The organism is Halobaculum gomorrense (assembly GCF_900129775.1).
GTDB classification, from domain to species: Archaea; Halobacteriota; Halobacteria; order Halobacteriales; family Haloferacaceae; genus Halobaculum; species Halobaculum gomorrense.
The window spans coordinates 575,468-597,647 of sequence record NZ_FQWV01000001.1 but is presented as its reverse complement, the minus strand read 5'-3'; the positions used below and the strand labels follow the sequence as shown (position 1 = coordinate 597,647).

The window sequence follows — 22,180 nt, the reverse complement described above, 5'->3', positions numbered from 1 at the left end:
CAGGCTGGCGTCCCCCCGCTCACGGTGGGTACTGCTCGGCGGCGGCGACGACGGACGGCCGACGCTGGATCGTCGCGATGCCGACGGCGAAGACGAACACTCCGCCGAACACGATGGCCAGCCCCAGCAGTTCGCCGCCTCGCAGCTGACTCGTCCCGAGCAGCCCCATCGCGAGGCCGAGCGAACAGCCGGCCGCGCCGCGAAGCGTGAGGTGGTCGACCGCCTGGCCTGCGGCATCTCGTTCGACGCGGAGGCCAGCGAGGAGGGCGAACACCCCGCCGACGCCGAACAAGAGCGTCACCGTCGCCAGCACCGGGTCGTGCGGAACACCGATCAGCAGGAAGATGCCCGCAGTCACCGCGAGCAGGAAGACGCCTTGCAGGAGTTCGTAGCGCGGTCGCATCGCTGAGAGTGACGACGGAAGACGTCAAAAGCGGTGTGGTCGGTCGAGTCGCTTCAGGCGACGAGGCCGTCCTCGGCCTCGAGCAGCTCGTGGTAGCGGTTGCGGATGGTGACCTCAGAGATGTCAGCGACCTCAGAGACCGCCGCCTGCGTCGTCTTCTCGTTGGTGAGCAGCGCGGCGGCGTAGACGGCCGCGGCCGCGAGGCCGACCGGCGACTTGCCCGAGTGGACGCCCTTCTCTTTGGCATTCTTCAGCAGCTGCTTGGCGCGCATCTCCGACTCCTCGGACAGTTCCAGCGAGGAGGCGAAGCGCGGAACGTACTGCTCGGGGTCGGCGGGCTTCACTTCCAGCTTCAGCTCGCGAACGACGTAGCGGTACGTCCGCGCGACCTCGTCTTTCGAGACGCGCGACACGTCCGAGATCTCGTCGAGCGACCGCGGGACGCCGGCCATCCGGGCGGCGGCGTACACGCAGGCCGTCGAGACGCCCTCGATGGAGCGCCCCGGCAGGAGGTCCTCGTCCAGTGCACGGCGGTAGATGACCGAGGCGGTCTCGCGGACGTTGTCAGGCAGGCCAAGCGCGCTGGCCATGCGGTCGATCTCGCCGAGCGCCTGCTTGAGGTTGCGCTCCTTGGAGTCACGCGTGCGGAAGCGTTCGTTCCACTTGCGCAAGCGGCGCATCTTCTGGCGCTGGCGGGCGCCCAGCGAGCGGCCGTAGGCGTCCTGGTCGCGCCAGTCGATGTTGGTCGACAGCCCCTTGTCGTGCATCGTGTTCGTCGTGGGGGCGCCGACGCGGGACTTCTGGTCCTTCTCGGCGGCGTCGAATGCGCGCCACTCGGGGCCGCGGTCCACGGAGTCCTCCTCGACGACGAGGCCGCACTCCTCACAGACAGTCTCGCCGTGTTCCTCGTCCTGGATGACGTTGCCCGAGCACTCGGGGCAGACGAGCTCGTCGCCGGACTGCTTCTCCTGTTCGGATTCGTCTTCGTGTTCGTGTGCTGTTCGTCGGTCGCGCCCGGCGGGTCGGCGTCGGGTGTGTGTGTTCTCGCTCATTGCGTCTGAGTGGGCGTGAGCCCGAAAGGGGATACAAAAAACCCCGGGTGACTCTGTGCTCAAAGGATGCGTGATCAATATAAAAATCAAACGGTGTCGCGACGGCAGTGCGACGCCGTCACGTGATTGGATAACCGCAAGACGAGAGCTATTTGTGTGAGTGGCTCTCACGGCCGAACGATGGTGAAGATCTCGCGATGGTGACCGAGCGCGTCGTCTCGCTGGCACCGAGCGCGACGGCGACGGTCACGAGGCTCGACGCGGCCGACACGGTCGTGGGCCTCACGCGCGCCTGCGAGTGGCCGGTCGACGGGTCGCGACCGCCGGCCGTCGGCGGCTGGCCGAACCCGGACCTCGACGCGGTCGAGCGGCTGGACCCATCGGTCGTGCTGACGTGCGATCCGCTCCAGCGGGGGACGGCGGCCGCGCTGCGCGACCGTGGCGTCGCCGTCGCCCACGCGGAGCCGACGCGGCTCGTGGACGTGTTCTCGTCCGTCGCCGCCGTCGGGGCGGCGATCGGACGGCCCGCCGACGGTGAGCGGCTCGCGGCCGATCTGCGCGACCGGGCCGAGCGCGTTCGGGCGACCGTTCCCGACGACCCCGACGAGCGACCCGTGGTCTACGCCGAGGAGTGGGGCGATCCCCCGATGGCCGCCGGGAACTGGGTGCCCGACGCCGTCGCCGCGGCCGGAGGTCGGTGTCCGTTCGTCCCCCCGGGCGAACGCTCGCGCGAGGTCGACGCCGCGGCCGTCGAGCGCGCGGACCCCGACCACGCGGTGTTGCACTGGTGCGGCACGGACCAAGAGCCGGCAGACACGGCGCTCGCCGACCGCGGCTGGGCGGTCGACCCGACGGTCCACGTGCTCGACGACTCGCTGTTGAACCAGCCGAGCCCCCGGCTCGTCGAGGGGATCGAAACGCTCGCGGAACTGCTCCACGGCGTCGACGCGGCGGGGAAAGCGTCGGAGTGACGGGCGGTGCGGGGCGAGCGCCGTTCGGCGACTAACGATCCCCATATGCGGTGTGGCCTCGGCGGGTGGGACGGCCCCGGTTACAGTACCAGCGGTTACAGTGCCAGGGTGTACAGCCGCTTGCGCGCGTCGGTGAACGAGAAGCGCGACTCGACGGCGTCCGCCTCCTCCAGCCTGGTCAGCGCGTACCGAACGGTTCGCGGCGGGAGCAGCGTCTCCTCGGCGAGTTCGCTCTGGCTCAGCGTCTCCTCGTACTCCAGCACTTTTGCGACCAGCTTCGCGCTCGGCGGGAGGTCGCGGACGCGTTCCCACCGGTCGATCGACGGGTCGTCGTTGACTGCCTCGGCGTCGGATGCGCTCATGTATAGGGAACGTATCGATGCCGCCTGTTAATACTTTCCATATTTTCTATTACTTCTGTGTATTAGATTCTCATCACCATCACTCCTACCCGAAGTCTCTTAGTACTCACCGCCCTAGCCTCGCCGATGACTGACACCGTTGACGACGTTGACCTCCCGTACGAGGAGGAGGCGGCGTCGCAGCAGGAGAAGATCGAGGCCCTCCAGGAGCGCCTCGAGGTTCTCGAGGGGCAAAACGAGGAGATGCGCGACAAGCTCCTGGACGCGAACGCCGAGAACAACAAGTACCAACAGAAGCTCGAGCGGCTCACGCACGAGAACAAGAAACTCAAGCAGTCGCCGCTGTTCGTCGCGACGGTCCAAGAACTGACCGACGACGGCGTCGTGATCAAACAGCACGGAAACAATCAGGAGGCGCTGACGGAGGTCACCGACGAGATGCGCGAGGACCTCGATCCCGACGACCGCGTCGCCGTCAACAACTCCCTGTCGGTCGTGAAGAAGCTGGAGAAGGAGACGGACGTGCGCGCCCGCGTCATGCAGGTCGAGCACTCGCCGGACGTGACGTACGCGGACATCGGCGGGCTCGACGAGCAGATGAACGAGGTGCGCGAGACTGTCGAGATGCCGCTGAAGAACCCGGAGATGTTCACCGAGGTGGGCATCCAGCCGCCCAGCGGTGTCCTACTGCACGGCCCGCCGGGCACGGGGAAGACGATGCTCGCGAAGGCCGTCGCCAACCAGACCGACGCCACGTTCATCAAGATGGCCGGCTCCGAGCTGGTCCACAAGTTCATCGGCGAGGGCGCCAAGCTCGTTCGCGACCTGTTCGAGGTCGCCCGCGAGAACGAGCCGGCGGTCATCTTCATCGACGAGATCGACGCCATCGCCTCCAAGCGCACGGACTCGAAGACATCGGGCGACGCCGAGGTCCAGCGCACGATGATGCAGCTCCTGAGCGAGATGGACGGCTTCGACGAACGCGGCGAGATTCGGATCATCGCGGCGACGAACCGCTTCGACATGCTCGATCCGGCTATCCTCCGCCCGGGCCGCTTCGACCGCCTCATCGAGGTTCCCAAGCCCGAGGCCGAGGGGCGCAAGCTCATCTTCGAGATCCACACCCGCGACATGAACGTCGACGACGACGTGGACTTCGCCGAGCTGGCCGAGCTCACCGAGGGCGCCTCGGGCGCGGACGTGAAGGCCGTCTGCACCGAGGCCGGGATGTTCGCTATCCGCGAGGACCGCACCGAGATCACGATGGCGGACTTCCGCAGCGCCTGGGAGAAGGCCTCCCAGGCAGAGGAATCCGACGCCAACGACTCCCTGGCGTTCGCGTAGGTGACTCGCTGGCGTGCGCGCGACTGTGCACCCGCGGGGTCGGCCCACACGGGCGCCGCCCAACGAGCGGCTTTTGTTCCGGGCGGCGAACCGACCGGTATGACGCTGGAGGCCGCCGTCGCCGCGCCGTTCCGCGGCGCCGGCACCGACCGGATGGGCGAGGGAGAGTTCGTCGTCGCGCTCTCGCTCGACCGCGACTGGTTCTCGCCCGATCAGGCGAAGCGCCTCGTCGACATCGCGACCGGGCGAGGGCTGCTCGCCGAGGAGGACGGCGACCTCGTGACGCAGTTCGACCCCGCCGAGGTGCACGTCCCGGCCGACTTCGTCCCGGACGAGTCGATCCTGAGAGAGCAGTCGACGTTCGAACAGGCGATCGACGCGATCGTCGCCGACGGGATGGAGAAGCGCGACGCCGTCGCCGCGGCCAACAGGCGCCAGCGGGAAGCGGGAGTGACGCTGGAGACGGCCGCAGTGCTCGTCGCGCGCGAGCGCGGCGTCGACGTTGGGACCGTCGCCGAGGCGGCGCGCGAGGAGGTACTCGCGGCGGCTGACGGAGCGAACGGTGGCGACGAGCGGGACCCGGACGCCGCCGGCGACGACGCCGCGACGGGGGGCTCGTGATGGTCGACGACCAGACTACCGACGGCGTCCGCATCGCGCAGCTGCTGGCGTCGGAACTCATCGGCGACGGGGATGCCCTCGCCACGCTCCGCGTGCGCGACGCCGATCCCGACGCGGAGCCGACGACGCAGGGGACGCTCGCGTACCGGGTGTTACTCGGCGACGCCGGCGACGCCGACGATGACCGGGGTGGGAACGCGACCCGTCCGCTCGCCGAGGTGTTCGTCCATCCGGACCGCGCGCGCGTCGAGTTCGCCGCCGCCCCCGACGCCGCGGCGGCGGCCGCCGGCGAGGCCGGGCTCCGCGTGCGTCCGAAGGCGGTCACCCCCCCGCGAACGGTCGTCTTCGTCGAGGACGGCGCCCAAGTGAAGCGAGCGCTGTCGGCGTTCCGGGCCGTCGTGAACGCCGGCGCCGCGTGAGGCCGGCCGCCGGTAGCGCGTCGGCGTCGCCGCGCCAGCGTATCACAGCTCGCGGAGGATCCCCGGAAGGTCGCGCGCGAGACGGTCGCGCGCGACAGAGGCGTCCGCCTCCAGCGCCGGTTCGTCCCCCTCGCCGAGCACGTGGACGGTCCGCAGCCCCGCCGCCGCGGCGCCCCGCACGTCCTCGACCGGATGGTCGCCGACGAACGCCGTCTCCTTCGGCTCCGCCTCGAGCGCATCCAGCAGCGCCGCGAAGGCGCGCTCGTCGGGTTTGCCCGCGGGCAGGTCGCCGGAGATGCGGACCGCGTCGAACGCGTCCCACCAGTCGAGGTAGTCGAGCTTGGCCGACTGCGCACGCACCGGCCCGTTGGTGAGCAGGCCGACGCGGTACGCATCGCGAAGGGCGGTGACCAACTCGGGTGCGTCGGGTACCGGCACCAGTGCGGTCGTCACGGCCTCGCGGTACGCCGCGGCCACCTCGGCCGGGTCGGCCTCGGCGTCGTGCGGGCCGAGCAGCTCCGCGAAGACGGGCACCCTGCTGTCGGCCGTGCGGTGGTTGGCGTGGGCGTCGAGGTACGCCACGCGGTCGATGACGTCGGTCAGTTCCGGGGCACCGCCGGCGTCGAGCGCCTCCGCGAGCAGGCGCGTCCGCGAGCGTTCCGGAACGGCGAGCGTGTCGTCGAGGTCGAACCCGACCGCGCGTATCACGACCGGAAGAAGAGCCCGCGGGGGTATGAAGACAGCGGCGCGCCGGGCGGTGCTGCGGCGCGGCGACGGGCCCGATCGCCGCCGCCGACCACGCCGCCGACCGCACCGTTTTTGCGCCGTCGGCGCCCGCGTTCGGGCGTGACGCTGGACCCCGTACACGTCGACACCATCGCCTACCTCGCCTCGGCCATCGCCGACGGGGTCGACGACGCCGACCACGACGACCTCGCTGGAACGGCGTGGAGCGAGTGGCTCGATCCGCTCCGCGAGGACGGCCGGGTCGTGCTGGAGGGCCTCGGCGACCACGAGCTCCGGCAAACGCCAGTCGAGGACGCCGCGCTGGCGGAGCGCCCCTTCGAGACGAGCCGCGGCGTCGACTCCGGCACGCTGAACCCCACGTCGTTCAAGAACGGCCTCGTCCTCGACGTGGCGCAGGCGGCGATGGGCGCCGAGCCGACAGATCTGGACCTCCACCGCGCGCGCTCTATCGTCGTCACGGTCCACGCCAACGACGCGACGGTGTTCTTCCCCGACGTGCCCGACGGCTGGATGCCGTACGACGACGGCAACTCCGAGCGCCGGGTGCTGAAGGTGCCCCGGAGCCGGCGATTCGCCGACGAGATGGTCCACGAACTGGCGCTGTCGCTGGCGGAGTCGCACCACGCTCGCAAGCACCTCGAACGGGGCGAGGTGTCAGACCTGCTCGTGCTCGACGGCCCCCTGTACCCCAAGCGCCTGCTCAACTGGGCGACCCGCGACCGGGAGCTCCGCGAGGTCGCCCACGGCGAGACGGTACAGGAGGCGGTTCGGACGTACGTCCGACTCGTGGAGTCGTGCATCGAGCGCGGCGTACCCGTGCTCGGATTCGTGAAGAACCCCACCTCGGGGTTCATCACCCGGACGCTCGATCGGAAGGGCGTCGAGGCGCCGTGGCCCGACGACGCCGCGCTGTTCACGCGGCTGTTGGAGCGGCGCCCGGACGGCGAGCGCGACGATGACGCGATCACGTTCACCTCGTGGCTGCGCTCGCGCGGCGGGTCGGACGCCCCGCTGGCGAGCGACGGCGACGCCCTCGGCGTCGACCGCGACCTCGATCCGGCCGGCTACGAGGTGACGTACATGCACCTGTACGAGCCCCGTGAGGACGTGCTGTTCAAGGTCGAGGCCCCCGCCGCGTTCACGAGCGACCCGGAGACGCGCGACCGCCTCACGCGACAGGTGATCTCGGAGGTCGCCGCGGAGGCCGGCCCGCCGACGCCCGTGGCGAAGGCCGACGAGCTCGCGCGGATCGGCGTCGGCGAGAAGGAGGCGCTGCGCGGGAAGTTCGAGGAGCGGTTCGGCGCCGAGCATCTACGGACGTACGACGACGTGCGGTGGGAAAAAACGGAGTGACGCCAGGGCCGACACCGGGGGCGACGCCGCGGCTGCCGGTCACTCGGGGTCGCGCTTCTCGATCTCGACTTCCACGTCGGCCTCGGGAACGCCGACGCGGGCGAACTGCGTTCGGACGTGGTCTTTCGCGGCCGCGAGCGCCTGCTCGCGCGTGTCGAAGCCCCGGGGGGCCGGCGACTCGAAGGCGACCCGGATCGCCTCGCCGTCGACGACGAGCTCCGAGCCGCCGGACTCGACCTGATAAAAGGCGTCGCAGACCCACACGTACGGCGCGTCCTCGTCTGGCGCGCCCTTGAACGACGGGGCGCGCTCGCCGCGCTCGTAGACGGTGCCGGTGAGCGCGGTGCCGCCGCCGCGTCCGCGGACGAGTAGCATGGCGAACGCTACCCGTCGGAGTCGGAAAAGCGGTCGCATCGGGGTCGGAGGTCCGCCCCGTCGGCCGACGGATACGGTTTTCACCCCGCGCCCCACAGGGCGTCACATGACCGACGCCGGAGAGCCGAACCTCGGCGACTTCGAGGAGCCCGGCCAGTTCGACGACGCGAGCGGCGGCGAGGCGGGCGGCGGCGACGGGGAGGGCGTCGCCGACGAGACCGCCGTCCGCGACGACGCCAGTGGAACCGACGCCGGAACGGGCGCTGACGCGGACGCAGAGTCCGGATTCGCGCAGTACGCGATGGACGCCGCGGAGGCGGCGACCGCCAACGCCATCGGTACCGTCTCGGTCGCGCAGGGGCTTCGCGTGGCGGAGGACGACGACGAGACGAGCCTCAAGGCATTCGTCACCGTCGGCAACCGCGAGGACGTGCGTATCGGCACGTACCTGATCGTTCCGTACCCCGACGGCGAGCAGCTGTTCTGTCGGATCACGGCGCTCGAATACGCCCAGGAGTTCCGCACCGACGACGCCACCGAGCTGACCGCGCGCCGCCGGATGCAGACCGGGGGGGGCGAGTTCACCGAGGCCGACTACAAGTACATCGCCGAGCTGTCGCCCGTGGCGGTGCTCTTTTTACAGGGCGACGATCTCACGCGCCGGATGGTCGACCGCGTGCCCAAGCCGGGCGCACTCGTCCAGCAGGCCGGCGACGCCGAGCAGATCAAAACGGGGCTCGCGATCCCCGAGGATGGCGTCTTCCTCGGACACCTCTCGGTCGGCGGGGAGAAGGTGCGCACGGCGGCCGAGCCGCCGACGGTCGACTACCGTCTGAAGGACGACTACGCCGACGGCGACCCGCTCGTGTTCCGGCACACGCTCGTCGCCGGCGGCACCGGCTCCGGGAAGACTCACGGGGCAAAGAACGTCCTCCGGCAGTACCTCGGGCGCACGTACGAGACCGACGACGGGCGCGACGCCCGCGCGGCGGTCGTGATGTTCGACCCGCAAGACGAGTACGCGCAGATGCACGACGACAACCCCGCGCTCGACGACGAGTGGGCGCGCCGGCTCGAACGCGAGAACGTCGCGTACGGCGGCCACGACGACACCGTCGCGCTCGTGCCGAAGGAGGCCGGCGTTCGGTATCCGGGCCGGGGCCACCGCGCCGAGCAGGTCGAGTTCACGATCCCATTCTCCGTCGTCGACGAGTACGACATGCCGTGGCTCGTCGCCGGCGCGTCGCTCAACGAGAACCAGTACCCCGCGCTGCTCACCCTCATCAACCGCTTCTTCCGCAACCACGAGGACGGGACGTATCAGAAGTTCCTGCGCTTCCTCGACGACCCGGCGCTGAAAGAGGAGCTCGACGAGACCGGGCGCGTCCACGAGGCCACCTTCGACGCGGTGAAGCGGCGCGTGCGCGGCGTCCCCTCGGGCGTGTTCGACCAAGACGCCACGCCGATCACGGAGTTGGACACCACCCTCGTGCGCCCCGGCGGGCTGACGGTCGTGCCCACGTACCACCTCTCGTCGGCGCGAGCCAAGGAGATGTTCGTGCTCGCGGTGTCCGCGATGCTCGTCGACGACAAGCTCTCGAACTCCCCCCGGAGCGCCCGCATCGACGAGACGCCGCTCGTGCTCGGCATGGACGAGGCGCACAACTTCCTCTCGGGCGCGGACAACGTGCAGGCGCGGCAGGTGGTCAACACGTTCACCGAGGCGGCCAAGCAGGGCCGAAAGGAACGCCTCGGGCTGTTCCTCATCACGCAGGACCCACAGGACATCGCCGACCCCGTCTTCAAACAGGTGAACACCCGACTCGTGCTCAACCTCGGCGACGAGGAGGCGATCAAGTCGGTCAACATCCCGCCGTCGCTCGCGAAGAAAGTGCCGTACATGGAGAAGGGCCAGCAGGTCGTCTACTCGCCGGACAACTCCGAGCCCGTCGAGGTGACGGGGCTGCCCATCTGTCTGACTCGCCACGGGGAGTGAACCGCCGGCCCTCGGGTCGACGACACCGCGGGCGACGCTCGCGGCGGGCCGTCGGGAACCGACCTTTTTCTGGACGTGGGGGGATCGTTCGGCCATGACCGACCGGATCCTCATCGGCGTGGACGACTCGACGCAGGCCCGCGAGGCGCTGTCGTTCGCCGCGGACGAGTGGAGCGACGCCGATCTGGTCCTGCTGACGGTGATCGACCCCGCGGAGGCGGGCCACGCGCCGAGCGCGGGCATTCCCAGCGGCGCAGAGCAGTGGTACGAGCGCCGGAAATCCGAGGCCGACGCGCTGCTCGCGGAGGCGGCCGACTCACTCGAGGTCGGCGGCGCCGTCGAGACGGCGACGACCGTCGGCAAGCCCGCGGCCGCCATCGTGGAGTACGCGGCCGACCACGACGTCGACCACATCATCGTCGGGAGCCACGGGCGGAGCGGGATCTCTCGGATCGTGCTCGGTAGCGTCGCGGAAGCGGTCGTCCGCAACTCTCCGGTGCCCGTGACGGTCGTCAGGTGAGCTCGTCGGCGAGGCCGTCGCTCGCGGCGACCCGGCGGCCGCTCTCGTCCTCGGGGTTTCAACTTCGATAGCCGGGGGCGAGGCTTTAGGTCCGATCCGGAATCCGGTTCGGGTATGGGAGCGCGGAGCGCGGCCGTTCGCGGCGCAGTGGTACTGTTCATCGCGGCCCTGTTCGTGGGTCCGGCCGTCGGGGGGACGGCCGGCGCCCAGGCGTCGTCGTGTCAGGCGAACGGGAATCAACAGGTGTGTCTCACCGACGCGTCGCTCGGTTCGACCACCGTGACCGCCGGAGAATCGACGGAGCTGTCGCTGACCGTCGAGAACGTCGGCGACGAGCGGGCGACCGCGGTCGTGGTGTTGAACGTCGCCAGCCCCGACAACGAGACGAACTCCTACGAGCTTCGCAAGCGGTCGCTGGCGCCGGGCGAGACGCTGACCGTCACGCAGTCGATCGACGCGAGCACGCCCGGCACCCACGCCATGCAGGCGATCGTGTACGGCGACGGCTACGCCCACCGGTATGACGCCTCCGAGCCGATGCAGGTCACCGTCGAGCGCCAGGGGCTCGGAGGGAGCATCGACGCTCCCGAGTACGCACTCGCGGCGCTGTTCGGGTCGATCGCGGTCGTCACCGGGATGGCGTACCGGCGGCGATAGCGAGTTCGTCTCGGGTCCGTTGAGGACCGACGGGTTCGTGGAATTGGTACTCGCGATAGAGACGGACGGGCCGCTTTTCGTCACAGGGTTCCTCGATCGCCGGAGGCTGCCGAGGAACGCACCGACAGAAACATGATCCGTTAGAAGATATTGGCCTGCCGGTACACCGAGAGCCCTTCGCCCATGATCTCGTACGGCTTCGTCTCCCGCGAGTGGTTCGCGTCACGGATCTTCTGGATCTCGACGGCCAGGCGGGTCTCGCGGAAGTCCGAGGGACGTACGTACTGGAGGACAAACACGGCGTCGGTGAGGTACTCGACGATGCCGTGTCGGGAGGCATAGGGGTTCTCCTCGCTGGCCTCGCTCGTCAGCATCGTCGTTACGCCGGCCCCCTTGAGCGACCGTGCGAAGTCGAACACCTCCGAGCGGCGCCTGCTCGGGTGGTCGTACATCATCTCCAGCAGCGAGACGGAGTCGAGCACGAGCCGGTCCGCGCCGAACTCGGAGACGAGCCGCGAGATGTCGTCGCGGATCGAGTCCAGCGAGTTCGCCATTTCGATGGGATCCATCGAGATGACCGCGAGGCGGTCCTCCGCTTCGTATCGGCGGTACTCCCAGCCTTTCTCTTCTGCCGTCGAGATGATCGCCTCCTGCGACTCCTCGAGAGTGATGTACACCGCATGTCCGCCGTTCTCCAGCGCCTCGTTCAGGAACTGCAGCCCGAACGTGGTCTTGCCGGTCCCGGCGCTGCCGATGACGGTCATCAGCGACCGCTCCGGAACGCCGCCGAGGATCATCTCGTCGAGGCCCTCGATCCCGATGTCGATGCGGTCGATGTCGGAGTCGAACTCCTCCTCGTCGAAGTCGGGTGCGTCGCCGCCGAACCCCCCTTCGAAGTCTCCTCCGAATCCCCCGCCGGGGGCGTCGAACCCCGCCCCGCCCCCCGCGCCCTGACCGGCCGGCGCGTCCTGCATCGCCGCCGCGAAGTCCTCGCCGAACGGGTCGGCTCCGTCACCCTCGTCGGTCGCCGCGCCCGGAGGCTCCGCTGCGCCGTCGCCGGCGTCCGTATCGTCGCCCGAACCGGGACCTGCCCCACCGAATAGGTCGGCGGGGTCGTCCGTTCGGTCCGCGCGTGGCGGCGATTCCTCGCCGCCTCCGTCCACACCGCCGTGTCCGTCGAGACCGCCGAAGCCCTCGCCCTCGACCGCACCGCCGCCCCCCTCCGAGCGGTCGTCGTCGAACCCGTCGGCGAACGCCTCGTCGAACCCGTCGGCATCCGCGGCGTCGTCGAACCCGTCGACGGGTCCCTTGAGATCGCCTTCGATCGACTCCACGGCGTCGCGATCGCCGGAGTGCGCGGCGTCTGCGTCCGCTGTATCCACCGCGTCCGCCGCGTCGGACCCGGCTTCGGCTTCGGCGTCAGCGTCGGCTTCGGCGCCGGCGCTCCCCGCCGACTCCTCGTCCGTGTCATCTTCCTCGCGGAGCGCGCGCTCGAACCAGTCGTCCTCGTCGCTCACGTCCGACCCCCCCGGGACCACGGCCAACCTGGACACGGATCGCGCGCTGTGGAACTCGGCCGGCGCGAGAGCGCCCGTCGAGCACCCGTCGCCACCGACGACCGTTCGCTCATCGTCACCTCGGAGACGGTCCGCGGTCATGAATGTTCCCCAGCGACGAGGCGGGCGTCCGCCTCCCGACCGCGGGTCGACGCCGTCGCCCGCGGTCGGGTGACTTTTTGCCCGGGGACGGCGAGAGCCGCGTATGGAAGTCGGCATCGTCGCCCAGAAAGGGAACAACCGCGCGGCGTTCCTCGCGGAGGACCTGCGCGACAGGCTCCGCGAGGCCGACGTGCCCGTCGCCGTCGACGAGGCGACCGCGGACGCGCTCGACCTCGACGGCGTCCCCGTCTCGGCGATGGACCGCGTCGACTTGGTCGTCTCGATCGGCGGCGACGGGACGTTCCTCTTCGCCGCCCGCGGCGCCGGCGGCGTGCCGATCCTCGGGGTCAACCTCGGTGAGGTGGGCTTTCTCAACGCCGTCTCGCCGGACGACGCCGTCGACGCCGTGCTCGCGGAGGTGGACGCCTTCCGCGGGGAGGGAATGCGCGTCCGCGAGGCGCCTCGCCTCGCGGCCGCCTGCGACGGGTGGCGCTCGGAGCCGGCCGCAAACGAGGTCGTCGTGCAGGGCACCCGTCGGGGGCGCGGCGGCGGCGTCGGCTACGAGGTGCGCGTCGGCGGCTCGCTGTACTCCAGCGGACACGCCGACGGCGTGCTCGTGGCGACGCCGACCGGCTCGACCGCCTACAACCTCTCGGAGGGCGGCCCGCTGGTCCACCCGCGCGTCGACGGGCTCGTCGTCACCGAGATGTGCGCCGACGCCGGGATGCCCCCGCTGCTGGTCGGACCCGATGCCGCCGTGAGCGTCACCCTCACCGACGCCGACGAGGCGGTCGTGATCACCGACGGGCGAGGCCAGCGCACGCTCGACGTGCCCGCGGAGGTGACCGTGGCGACGACCGAACCCCCGGTCCGGATCGCCGGGCCCTCCGCGGACTTCTTCGAGGCGCTCGGAAAGTTGCAGTAGCGCGGCGACGGGGCGGTCGAACCCGGGGACCGAGTCACGTGTCGCGTGTCTCAGTCGTCGGCGCGACCCCACGCCTCCGTGCGGCGCGGGCGCTCGGACACGGCGAGCACGTCCAGGTCCTCGCCGCGGGAGGCGAGCGCCGAAAGCGACGCCTCGACGGATTCTGTCGTCGAGAGGTACGCGACCTCCTCGGTGACGGCCGCGCGCAGCGCGTCGACCTCGTCGGAGATCAGGAGGTCGATGTCACCGCGACGCAGCGCCTCCTCCACGTCGCCGACGAGCTCGATCTCGTAGTACTCTTCCAGGCCCGCGCGGAGGTGCTCGTACTCCTCGGTGCTCTTCAGTGGGAGGCTGTCGCCGACGATCTCGAAGGCGACCGTGCCGTTGTCGGGGAGCCGCTGTCCCGCGGCGTCGAGCGCCTTCCCGTAGGCGACGCCGAAGTCGCTCGCCGTGCCCATCACCTCGCCGGTCGACTTCATCTCGGGGCCGAGCCGGGGGTCAGAGTTGGGAAGGCGGTCGAACGGGAGGACAACCTCCTTCACCGAGAAGTGTTCGGGGACAGACTCCTCGACAGCGATGTCCGCCAGCGACTCGCCGGCCATCACGCGGGCGGCGAGCTTCGCGATGGGGACGCCCGTCGCCTTCGAGACGAACGGGACGGTGCGCGAGGAACGCGGATTAGCTTCGAGGACGTACACCTCGCCGTCCCTGACCGCGAGCTGGACGTTCAGCAGACCGACCGTGTCGAGGGCGTCGGCGATCTCCTCGGTCACCTCGCGCACGCGGGTCATCGTCTCGGCGTCGAGCGAGCGCGGCGGGATGACGCACGCGGAGTCGCCCGAGTGGACGCCCGCGGCCTCGACGTGCTCCATCACGCCGCCGATGAGCACGTCCTCGCCGTCGGCGACGGCGTCCACGTCGAGTTCGACCGCGTCGGCGAGGAACTCGTCGACGAGGATCGGCTTGTCCGGGGAGACGCGGACGGCCTCCTCGATGTACTTCCGCAGCTCCGAGTCGTCGTCGACGACCCGCATCGCGCGCCCGCCGAGGACGTAGCTCGGCCGGACCAGCACTGGGTAGCCGATGTCGCGCGCGAGTTCGAGCGCCTCCGCCTCGCTAGTCGCCGAGCCGCCCTCGGGCTGGGCGATACCGCGCTCGTCCATGAGGCGGTTGAAGCGGTCGCGGTCCTCCGCCAGGTCCATCGCCTCCACCGAGGTGCCCATGATGTCGCACTCGACGCCGCGGCGCTCCAGTTCGTCGCGCAGCGGCTCGCCGATGTCGACGGAGGTCTGCCCGCCGAACTGGATCATCACGCCGTCGGCGGCGGTCGCCTCGATCACGTCGGCGACCTCTTCGGCCGTGATGGGTTCGAAGAAGAGACCGTCGGAGGTGTCGTAGTCGGTCGAGACGGTCTCGGGGTTGTTGTTGACGACGTGGGCCTCGACGCCCTGCTCGCGCAGCGCGCGCACCGCGTGGACCGAACAGTAGTCGAACTCGACGCCCTGCCCGATGCGGATCGGGCCGCCGCCCACGACGACGACCGACTCGGCATCGCGGTCGACGCGGAGTTCACCGCCCGCGGCGTCGCCCTCGAACGGCCCGGAGAACCACTCGGGCTTGCGCGAGGAGTAGTAGTAGGGCGTCGACGCCTCGAACTCGCCGGCGCAGGTGTCGACCTGCTTGTACGTCCGGCCGGGGACGTTCGCCTCGACCTCGCCGACCCCCGCGCGGGCGGCCGAGACGGGGACGCCGTCGTCGGTGGTCTCGATGCCGGCGGCGCCGGCAGCGGCCGCCTCCGTCGCCTCCGCGGTGCGCCAGGCGCCGCGCGTCTCGGGGAGCCACGTGAGGCTGCTGTCCTCGAAGACGTTGCCCGCGAGCGCCGAGATCTCCGCGTTCGTGAAGCCGGCGATCGCCGCGGGCGTGAACTCGCCGTCGACGACCTCCTTGCTCGCCTCGACGATGCGAGCGAACCGCTCGACGTACCACTCGTAGATGCCCGTCGCCTCGACGACCTCCTCGAGCGAGAAGCCGCGCTCGAACGCCTCGAACATCGCGTACGGCCGGTCGGGGCTGGGGCGGACGAGGTACTCCTCGGTGAGCTCGTCGTCCTCCAGGTCGCCGAAGTCGACCGCAGGGTCGTACTCGGAGCTACGCAGGGCCTTCAGCAGGCTCTCCTCGAAGGTGCGGCCGATGGCCATCGCCTCTCCCGTGGACTTCATCGCCGTCGAGAGCGTGAAGTCGGTCTCGTCGAACTTGTCGATGGGCCAGCGCGGTACCTTCGTGACGACGTAGTCGATCGCGGGCTCGAACGCCGCGGTCGTCTCGCCGGTGATTTCGTTGGTGATCTCGTGGAGGCGCTTGCCGAGCGCGACCTTCGCGGTGACGCGAGCGATGGGGTAGCCGGTCGCCTTCGAGGCCAGCGCCGACGAGCGCGAGACGCGGGGGTTCACCTCGACGACGCGGTACTCGCCGCCGGGAGTGCCGTCGTCGCGCCACGCGAACTGGATGTTACAGCCGCCCTGAATACCGAGGTCGCGGATCACCTCGAGCGCCGCGTCGCGCATCTCCTGGTGGCCGTCGTCGGGGATGACCTGCGAGGGCGTGACGACGGTGGACTCGCCCGTGTGGATGCCCATCGGGTCGAGGTTCTCCATGTTGCAGATGATGACACAGGAGTTGTCCGCGTCGCGCATCACCTCGTACTCGAGTTCGACCCACCCGGAGATGGACTCGGTGATGAGCACCTCCGAGTTACGCGAGAGGCGCAGGCCCTTTCGCACGCGGTCGATCAGCTCTTCCATCTCGTCGACGACGCCCGACCCGCTCCCGCCGAGGGTGTAGGTGGTGCGCGCGATGACCGGGAGGCCGCCGACGGCGTCGACGGCGTCCTCGACGCGTTCGCGCAGGTCGGCCTCGGTCAGCTGGGCCACCTCCTCGCCCTCGTCCAGCGAGATGGTGATCGAGGCGGGGACCGGCTGGCCCAACTCCTCCATGCGCTGGCGGAACAGGTCGCGGTCCTCGGTCGCGTAGATCGTGTCGAGCGGCGTCCCCATGATCTCCACGTCGTGCTCCTCCAGCACGCCCTCTTCGGCCAGTTCGGCGGTGACGTTGAGACCCGTCTGACCACCGAGTCCGGCGATGACGCCGTCGGGGTTCTCCGTGGCGATGACCTCCGAGATCGCCTCGGTCGTGATCGGCTCGATGTACACCTTATCCGCCATCTCCGGGTCCGTCATGATCGTCGCCGGGTTCGAGTTGACGAGGACGACTCGCGCGCCCTCCTCCTGCAGCGCGCGACACGCTTGCGCGCCGGAGTAGTCGAACTCTGCCGCCTGTCCGATCTGGATGGGCCCGCTGCCGATGAGGAGGATAGTACGGGCCTCCTCGTCGGTGTCCTGACTCATTACCGTCTCCGAGTGCGCTCATCGTAATAAGGCCGACGACTTGTGCCGATTTTCGTAGCTACTTTACGAAATTCGTAATGGCACGGTGTCCCACACTGCGCTCCGGGACGCGGCGCCGGTCGCCGTCGGCGCTGCCGTCGCTATGGCTGGCGGATGTGCGATCGGAATCGCGGGGGAAACCGCTCCGCGCGGTCAGATGTACACGTCGTCGGCGTCCAGGTCCCGCTCGGCGCGGTACTGCTCGACGAACTCGTCCACGTCGAACTCGAGCATCTGCTCCTCGAAGTTCGTCATCGCCGCGGTGTCGTCAGCGTGGCTGATCGCGTGCTCCATCAACTCGATCACGAGTTCGACGATGATCTCGTGGAGGCGCCGCGAATCGAACTCCGTGACCCACAGCATCGAGTAGCCCATGTCGGGGTTCTCGCTGGCGTCGACGGCCGTCACCCGTTCGGGAAACTCCTCCAACACGATGCCCATCAGGTGCGGCGTGCCGAACTCGGGCATCTCCTCGCTGGTCGTCTCGACGGCCTCCCGCAGCGTCGCCACGAGGAACTCCGGGAGGAAGCGCTCGGGCGGGTTCACGTCGGTGACGACGCCGTGGGTCGCCCCGCACGCGCAGTCGTACTCGCGCATGCCCAGGTCGAACACCGACAGCGGCCGCGTCTCGCCGCAGGGTAGCTCCACGTCGTCGTCCCCGCCGCCGGGGACGCGTGGTTCGCTCATACCCGCCGTTGGCGGCCGCGTGGGTTAAAAAGCGCGTTCGTCGCCGGCGGCGGTGCGGTCGCGGGACTGCCGGTCGGGGGTCGTGTCCGGCCGTCGCCCTCGATCCCGACGCCGTCGCCCGCCGTCACTCGTCGTGCTCGTGTGTCGGTCCCCCCACGTCGGGGTCCGGCTTCCCGTGGCTCTCGTGATCGCGTTCCTCGGCGTCGCCGCCGTAGCGTTCGACCTCGACCTCGACTTCGATCTCCAGCCCGTCGGTCTCCAACTCCGCCTCGTACTCGGTCGCGTCGTCGACCTCGACCTCCAGCTCGTCGCTGTCGACCTCGACCTCCACCTCGACCTCCACCTCGATGTCGTCGTCCGTCATACGACCTCGTTCGGTCGCCAGCGGCTTCAGCGTTCCCGCCGGGCCGACGACCCTCCGCGGCGCTCGCGGCGACCATCCACAAGCGACTTGCCACGCCGTCGCGCACGCACCGACATGATCGCTATCGTCGGCGGCGGCATCGCGGGCCTGGCCGCCGCGCGTCGCCTGCGCGCGAACGGGCGCGAGGTGACGGTGTACGAGGCCGGCGGCGAGGACGCGCTGGGGGGGCTCGCGCGAACCTACGAGACCGGGGGCGACGACATCGAGCAGTTCTATCACCACCTCTCGAAGTCCGAGGAGACGATCGTCGAGTTGGCCGAGGAGTTGGGGGTCGGCGACCGGTTGGAGTGGCTCGTCGGGAAGAACGCCTACTACGTCGACGGCGTGGTCCACCCGCTGGACACCCCGTGGGAGATCCTCGCGTACCCGCACATGAGCGTGTACGACAAGTTCCGGCTGGGGATGCTCACCCTCGAGATCGACGTGCGCGGCGGAGTCCCCTCGTTCGACACGTACGACGACCTCGCGGAGTTCGAGGACGTGCCGATCAGGGAGTTCCTCCTGGAGCACACCTCCCGCGGCGTCTACGAGAACTTCTTCGAGCCGCTGCTCGACGCGAAGTTCGGCTCCCGCAAAGACGACGTTAGCGCGGCCTGGCTGCTGGGCCGGGTGAAGTTCCGCGGCGAGCGTGATCTCTTGCGCGGGGAGATCCTCGGCTACTTCGACGGCGGCTTCGCGCCCGTCATCGACGCCCTCGTCGACGACGTGGGCCGCGAGCACATCGAGACGAACGCCCGCGTGACCGACCTCGACACCCGCGACGGGGGCGTCTCCGAGATCGTCGTCCGACAGGACGGCGAGGAGCGCACCGAGACCGTCGACGGCGTCGTCGTCGCGACGATGCCGAACGTCCTGGAGGACCTCACGGGCTACGCATGCGACATCGACTTCCAGGGCGCCGTCTGTGCGGTGGTCACGATGGACGAGCCGCTGACGGACACCTACTGGCTCAACATCGGCCACGACGCACCCTTCGGCGCGCTCATCGAGCATACGAACTTCGTCCCGCCCGAGCGCTACGGCGGCGACCACCTGCTGTACGTCGCCAGCTACGTGCAACGCGAGGACGAGTGGCTCGCGACCGCGAGCGACACAGCGATCGAAGACCGGTGGCTCGATCACGTCGCGGAGATGTTCCCCGAGTTCTCGCGCGACTCGGTCTCGCGGTTCCGCCTCGCGCGCGCGCCGCGAGCGGCGCCCGTCTACGAGCGCGGCTATCTCGATCTGGTCGTCCCCTACGACCTCGCTGAGGAGGTCGCCGACGGCCTGTACTACGCGGGAATGGCCAGCGAGGCGCAGTACCCCGAACGGAGCCTGAACGGGGGCGTCGTCGCCGGCTACGAGTGCGCCGACCGGATCCTCGGGAAATGACATCCTCCCCGGCGTGAACGTCGGCGCGGCGTCGCTACGGGTCCGGTTCGTGAGTACGGGCCGGCCGGACAGGGTTCGACGGCCGTGTCCGAAACCGGGAGTTACACGAGCCTGAAGCCGCGGTCCGCGAGGAGGTCGCCGACGCGCTCCTCGTGGTCGCCCTGCACCTCGATAGCCCCGTCGTCGACGGTGCCGCCCGCGCCGACGGCGCGCTTCAGTTCCGAGGCCAACTCCTTGAGATCGGTCGCGTCGGGGTCGAACCCTTCGATCACGGTGACGGGCTTGTTGTACGTGCGCCGCTCGATGCGAACCGAGAGGGTCTGCTCGGAGCGGTCCAAATCAGCGGTCAGGTCGTCCGGGATCCCGTCGAAGGGATCCTCAGTGGTATCTCCCACGCTACTCGTACGTGGCGTGAAATAAAAAGCGGGAGTGTCGGTGTGGCGTATGGGCGACCGGCTTACGCGAGGTCGTGGATCCGCTCGACGACCTCCTCGGCGAACTCGGAGGTGGCGAGCTTCGTGGCGCCCTCGCGCTGCCGCTCCAGGTCGTAGGTGACGCGACCCTCGGAGATCTGCTGTTCGACGGCGTCGCGCACGAGGTCTGCGGCGTCGTCCCAGCCGAGGTAATCGAGCATCTCGCGGCCCGAGAGGATCATCGCGGTCGGGTTGACCTTATCTTGACCGGCGTACTTGGGCGCGGAGCCGTGGACGGGTTCCGCGAGCGCCTTGCCTTCGCCGTAGTTGACGCCGGGGGCGATGCCGAGCCCGCCGATCTGGGCGCCGGCGGCGTCGGACATGTAGTCGCCGTTGAGGTTCATCGTCGCGATGACGTTGTACTCGTCGGTCCGCGTCAGCAGCTGCTGGAGCATGTTGTCGGCGATGCGGTCGTTGACGACCACTGTGCCCTCGGGCTGCTCGCCGTCGTGCTCGTCCCACAGTTCGTCCTCGGTGATCACGTCCTCACCGTACTCCTCCTCGGCAACCTCGTAGCCCCAGTCGCGGAAGGCGGCCTCGGTGAACTTCATGATGTTCCCCTTGTGGACGAGCGTGACCGAGTCGCGGTCGTTGTTGATCGCGTAGTCGATGGCCTCGCGGATGAGGCGCTTGGAGCCGAACTCCGTGACCGGTTTGACGCCGATGCCGACCGGGCCGTCGTGGATGGTCGAATCGAAGCCCATCTCATCTTCGACGAACTCGCGAACCCGCTCGACATCGTCGGTGCCGGCCTCCCACTCGATGCCGGCGTACACGTCCTCGGTGTTCTCGCGGAACGTGATCATGTCCATCTCCTCGGGGTTCTTGACGGGGGAGGGAACGCCGTCGAGGTGGTAGGTGGGACGGACGTTCGCGTACAGGTCGAGCGTCTTTCGCAGCGCGACGTTGAGCGAGCGGAAGCCCGATCCGACGGGCGTCGTCAGCGGACCCTTGATGCCGACGCGGAACTCGCGGAACGCCTCGACCGTCTCGTCGGGGAGGTTCTCGTCGTACTTCTCGCGGGCGGACTCGCCGGCGAATACGCGCATCCAGGCGATGGAGCGGCCGGTCGCCTCTGCGGCGGCGTCGAGCACCTTCTGGGCCGCGGGGCCGACGTCAGTGCCGATCCCGTCGCCGTGGATAATCGGGATAATCGGGTTCTCGGGCACGTCGAGTTCGCCGGTCTCCTCGTCGACGAGCGTGATGGTCTCCCCGTCTTCGGGACGCTCGGCAATGTCGTAGCTCATAGCACGTTCGCCTTCCGACGGCGGGCGAAAAAGCCTGCCGTTATCCGTCTCGGGGCGACGAAACGCCCGTGCGAACCGGCCCCGCGCGTCCCCGTTCGACGCTGGCGACCCGGCGGCCGCGGCGGCGAACCGTCGGCCGGTTCCCGTGGATTGATGCCCGGTGCCGCCCCGGAAGGAGCCGTGCGAGTTATCTGTCACGGCGGCGCGGGCGGCGTCCCCGACGAACCGGAGCCCAGACAGGCGATCCTCGACGAGGCGGCCGATACCGGTGCGGACGCGACCGGCGTCGTCGACGCGGTCGTCTCCGCCATGGAGGACCTGGAGGAGTCCCCGCGCTTCAACGCCGGCTACGGCGGCGCTGTCCAGTCCGACGGCGTCGTCCGCACCGACGCGGGGATCATGACCGACGAGCGCGAGGCCGGCGCCGTCGCCTCGATGCCGGGCGTGGCCAATGCCGCGGCGGTCGCGCGCGTCGTCATGGAGGAGACGCCCCACGTGTTCGTCTCGGGCGTCCACGCGGTCGATCTGGCCGACGATTTCGGGGTCGAGGTCGAACGCGAGTTGGTGACCGACGACGGCCGCGACGCCTACGAGGGCGCCGACCCGCCCGAACCGGACGCCGGCCCGAGAAACCACCTCGCGTGGCTGGAGGGGACGTTCGGCGGGGGCGCATCGCGCAGCGACGCGGAGCAGTCGAGCGGGGACCACCCGCGAGACCACGACACGGTGGGTGCAGTCGCGCACGACCCCGAGACGGACACCTTCGCCGCCTGCACCTCCACGGGCGGACGGACGTTCGCGCTGGCTGGGCGCGTCGGCGACGTTCCCCAGATCGGGTCGGGTTTCTTTTGTGCGCCCGCGGGCGGCGCCAGCGCCACCGGCGCCGGCGAGGACATCGCGAAGGCGACGCTCACACGGCGAGCGGTGCGACACCTGGAGAACGGCCTCGACGCGCAGGCGGCGGCCGATCGCGCGATCGACGAGTTCGGCGAGCTCACCGGCTCCTCGGCCGGCGTCATCGTCCTCGACGAGGCGGGCGCCGGGTCGGCGTACAACTCCGAAGGGATGCAAACGAGCGTCGCCACGTCGGAGTAACTGGGGGACCGGCGGTCGTGGGCTGGGGCGGCGGGCC

Annotated in this window: 22 protein-coding genes; 11 read left to right on the top strand and 11 right to left on the bottom strand. The window is 69.8% G+C overall.

Going from position 1 to position 22,180, the window contains the following annotated elements:
• Nucleotides 1-19: 19 nt before the first annotated feature.
• On the bottom strand, nucleotides 20-403 hold the full coding sequence (locus BUE16_RS02985; RefSeq protein WP_073306901.1) for a hypothetical protein: 384 nt from the start codon (nucleotides 401-403) through the stop codon (nucleotides 20-22).
• A gap of 53 nt (nucleotides 404-456) precedes the next feature.
• Nucleotides 457-1,455, bottom strand: a complete 999-nt coding sequence (locus BUE16_RS02980) for a transcription initiation factor IIB (protein WP_073306900.1) — start codon at nucleotides 1,453-1,455, stop codon at nucleotides 457-459.
• Between the two features lie 197 nt (nucleotides 1,456-1,652).
• On the opposite strand from BUE16_RS02980, the gene BUE16_RS02975 reads away from it, so the two are divergent.
• Nucleotides 1,653-2,426: a helical backbone metal receptor gene (locus BUE16_RS02975; RefSeq protein ID WP_073306899.1), complete on the top strand. Its 774-nt coding sequence runs from the start codon at nucleotides 1,653-1,655 to the stop codon at nucleotides 2,424-2,426.
• 95 nt (nucleotides 2,427-2,521) lie between these two features.
• Here BUE16_RS02975 and BUE16_RS02970 read toward each other — a convergent pair whose 3' ends face one another.
• Nucleotides 2,522-2,788, bottom strand: a complete 267-nt coding sequence (locus tag BUE16_RS02970; protein WP_073306898.1) for a MarR family transcriptional regulator — start codon at nucleotides 2,786-2,788, stop codon at nucleotides 2,522-2,524.
• A gap of 126 nt (nucleotides 2,789-2,914) precedes the next feature.
• On the opposite strand from BUE16_RS02970, the gene pan1 reads away from it, so the two are divergent.
• From pan1 to BUE16_RS02955, 3 genes are all read left to right on the top strand, one after another.
• Nucleotides 2,915-4,132, top strand: a complete 1,218-nt coding sequence (pan1, locus tag BUE16_RS02965) for a proteasome-activating nucleotidase Pan1 (protein WP_073306897.1) — start codon at nucleotides 2,915-2,917, stop codon at nucleotides 4,130-4,132.
• Between the two features lie 99 nt (nucleotides 4,133-4,231).
• Nucleotides 4,232-4,753 carry a DUF2240 family protein gene (locus BUE16_RS02960; protein ID WP_200778350.1) on the top strand — a complete coding sequence of 174 codons (522 nt, stop codon included), beginning with the start codon at nucleotides 4,232-4,234 and terminating at the stop codon, nucleotides 4,751-4,753.
• Nucleotides 4,753-5,172, top strand: coding sequence for a hypothetical protein (locus BUE16_RS02955; RefSeq protein ID WP_073306896.1), 420 nt, complete (start codon nucleotides 4,753-4,755; stop codon nucleotides 5,170-5,172). Before BUE16_RS02960 ends, BUE16_RS02955 begins: the two co-directional genes overlap by 1 nt.
• A 42-nt stretch (nucleotides 5,173-5,214) precedes the next feature.
• On the opposite strand, the gene BUE16_RS02950 is transcribed toward BUE16_RS02955, so the two are convergent.
• The gene (locus tag BUE16_RS02950; protein ID WP_073306895.1) at nucleotides 5,215-5,880 is read right to left on the bottom strand and encodes an HAD family hydrolase; all 666 of its coding nucleotides are present in this window, start codon (nucleotides 5,878-5,880) and stop codon (nucleotides 5,215-5,217) included.
• A 138-nt stretch (nucleotides 5,881-6,018) separates the two neighbouring features.
• On the opposite strand from BUE16_RS02950, the gene BUE16_RS02945 reads away from it, so the two are divergent.
• Nucleotides 6,019-7,272: a DNA double-strand break repair nuclease NurA gene (locus BUE16_RS02945; RefSeq protein WP_073306894.1), complete on the top strand. Its 1,254-nt coding sequence runs from the start codon at nucleotides 6,019-6,021 to the stop codon at nucleotides 7,270-7,272.
• Nucleotides 7,273-7,311: 39 nt separating this feature from the next.
• Here the strand turns inward: BUE16_RS02945 and BUE16_RS02940 are convergent, their stop codons facing one another.
• Nucleotides 7,312-7,647 carry a DUF7113 family protein gene (locus tag BUE16_RS02940; protein ID WP_073306893.1) on the bottom strand — a complete coding sequence of 112 codons (336 nt, stop codon included), beginning with the start codon at nucleotides 7,645-7,647 and terminating at the stop codon, nucleotides 7,312-7,314.
• Between the two features lie 106 nt (nucleotides 7,648-7,753).
• Here BUE16_RS02940 and BUE16_RS02935 point away from each other — a divergent pair, with 106 nt between their 5' ends.
• The 3 genes from BUE16_RS02935 (at nucleotide 7,754) to BUE16_RS02925 (ending at nucleotide 10,820) form a co-directional block, all read left to right on the top strand.
• On the top strand, nucleotides 7,754-9,643 hold the full coding sequence (locus BUE16_RS02935; RefSeq protein WP_073306892.1) for an ATP-binding protein: 1,890 nt from the start codon (nucleotides 7,754-7,756) through the stop codon (nucleotides 9,641-9,643).
• A gap of 94 nt (nucleotides 9,644-9,737) precedes the next feature.
• On the top strand, nucleotides 9,738-10,163 hold the full coding sequence (locus BUE16_RS02930; RefSeq protein WP_073306891.1) for a universal stress protein: 426 nt from the start codon (nucleotides 9,738-9,740) through the stop codon (nucleotides 10,161-10,163).
• A 114-nt stretch (nucleotides 10,164-10,277) separates the two neighbouring features.
• Complete coding sequence (locus BUE16_RS02925; protein WP_073306890.1) at nucleotides 10,278-10,820, top strand: CARDB domain-containing protein; 543 nt, start codon at nucleotides 10,278-10,280, stop codon at nucleotides 10,818-10,820.
• A 140-nt stretch (nucleotides 10,821-10,960) separates the two neighbouring features.
• Here BUE16_RS02925 and BUE16_RS02920 read toward each other — a convergent pair whose 3' ends face one another.
• Nucleotides 10,961-12,154: a KaiC domain-containing protein gene (locus tag BUE16_RS02920; RefSeq protein WP_394327415.1), complete on the bottom strand. Its 1,194-nt coding sequence runs from the start codon at nucleotides 12,152-12,154 to the stop codon at nucleotides 10,961-10,963.
• Between the two features lie 427 nt (nucleotides 12,155-12,581).
• On the opposite strand from BUE16_RS02920, the gene BUE16_RS02915 reads away from it, so the two are divergent.
• A complete protein-coding gene (locus tag BUE16_RS02915) occupies nucleotides 12,582-13,403 on the top strand; it encodes an NAD(+)/NADH kinase (protein ID WP_073306889.1) in 822 nt (273 codons plus the stop codon).
• A gap of 50 nt (nucleotides 13,404-13,453) precedes the next feature.
• Here BUE16_RS02915 and carB read toward each other — a convergent pair whose 3' ends face one another.
• The 3 genes from carB to BUE16_RS02900 all read right to left on the bottom strand — a co-directional run bounded on the left by carB (nucleotide 13,454) and on the right by BUE16_RS02900 (nucleotide 17,897).
• The gene (carB, locus tag BUE16_RS02910) at nucleotides 13,454-16,807 is read right to left on the bottom strand and encodes a carbamoyl-phosphate synthase large subunit (RefSeq protein WP_073306888.1); all 3,354 of its coding nucleotides are present in this window, start codon (nucleotides 16,805-16,807) and stop codon (nucleotides 13,454-13,456) included.
• Nucleotides 16,808-16,999: 192 nt separating this feature from the next.
• A complete protein-coding gene (locus BUE16_RS02905; RefSeq protein WP_073306887.1) occupies nucleotides 17,000-17,533 on the bottom strand; it encodes a DUF5815 family protein in 534 nt (177 codons plus the stop codon).
• Nucleotides 17,534-17,657: 124 nt separating this feature from the next.
• Nucleotides 17,658-17,897 carry a hypothetical protein gene (locus BUE16_RS02900; RefSeq protein WP_073306886.1) on the bottom strand — a complete coding sequence of 80 codons (240 nt, stop codon included), beginning with the start codon at nucleotides 17,895-17,897 and terminating at the stop codon, nucleotides 17,658-17,660.
• 114 nt (nucleotides 17,898-18,011) lie between these two features.
• Between BUE16_RS02900 and BUE16_RS02895 the strand changes: the two genes are divergently transcribed.
• Nucleotides 18,012-19,328, top strand: a complete 1,317-nt coding sequence (locus tag BUE16_RS02895) for an NAD(P)/FAD-dependent oxidoreductase (RefSeq protein WP_073306885.1) — start codon at nucleotides 18,012-18,014, stop codon at nucleotides 19,326-19,328.
• Between the two features lie 101 nt (nucleotides 19,329-19,429).
• On the opposite strand, the gene yciH is transcribed toward BUE16_RS02895, so the two are convergent.
• Both yciH and icd read right to left on the bottom strand, forming a co-directional pair.
• Nucleotides 19,430-19,723: a stress response translation initiation inhibitor YciH gene (gene yciH, locus BUE16_RS02890; RefSeq protein WP_073306884.1), complete on the bottom strand. Its 294-nt coding sequence runs from the start codon at nucleotides 19,721-19,723 to the stop codon at nucleotides 19,430-19,432.
• Between the two features lie 62 nt (nucleotides 19,724-19,785).
• Nucleotides 19,786-21,048 carry an isocitrate dehydrogenase (NADP(+)) gene (gene icd, locus BUE16_RS02885; protein WP_073306883.1) on the bottom strand — a complete coding sequence of 421 codons (1,263 nt, stop codon included), beginning with the start codon at nucleotides 21,046-21,048 and terminating at the stop codon, nucleotides 19,786-19,788.
• A 180-nt stretch (nucleotides 21,049-21,228) separates the two neighbouring features.
• Between icd and BUE16_RS02880 the strand changes: the two genes are divergently transcribed.
• Nucleotides 21,229-22,143 (top strand): isoaspartyl peptidase/L-asparaginase, encoded by a 915-nt coding sequence (locus BUE16_RS02880; protein WP_073306882.1) that lies wholly within the window; start codon nucleotides 21,229-21,231, stop codon nucleotides 22,141-22,143.
• The last annotated feature ends 37 nt before the right edge of the window (nucleotides 22,144-22,180 follow it).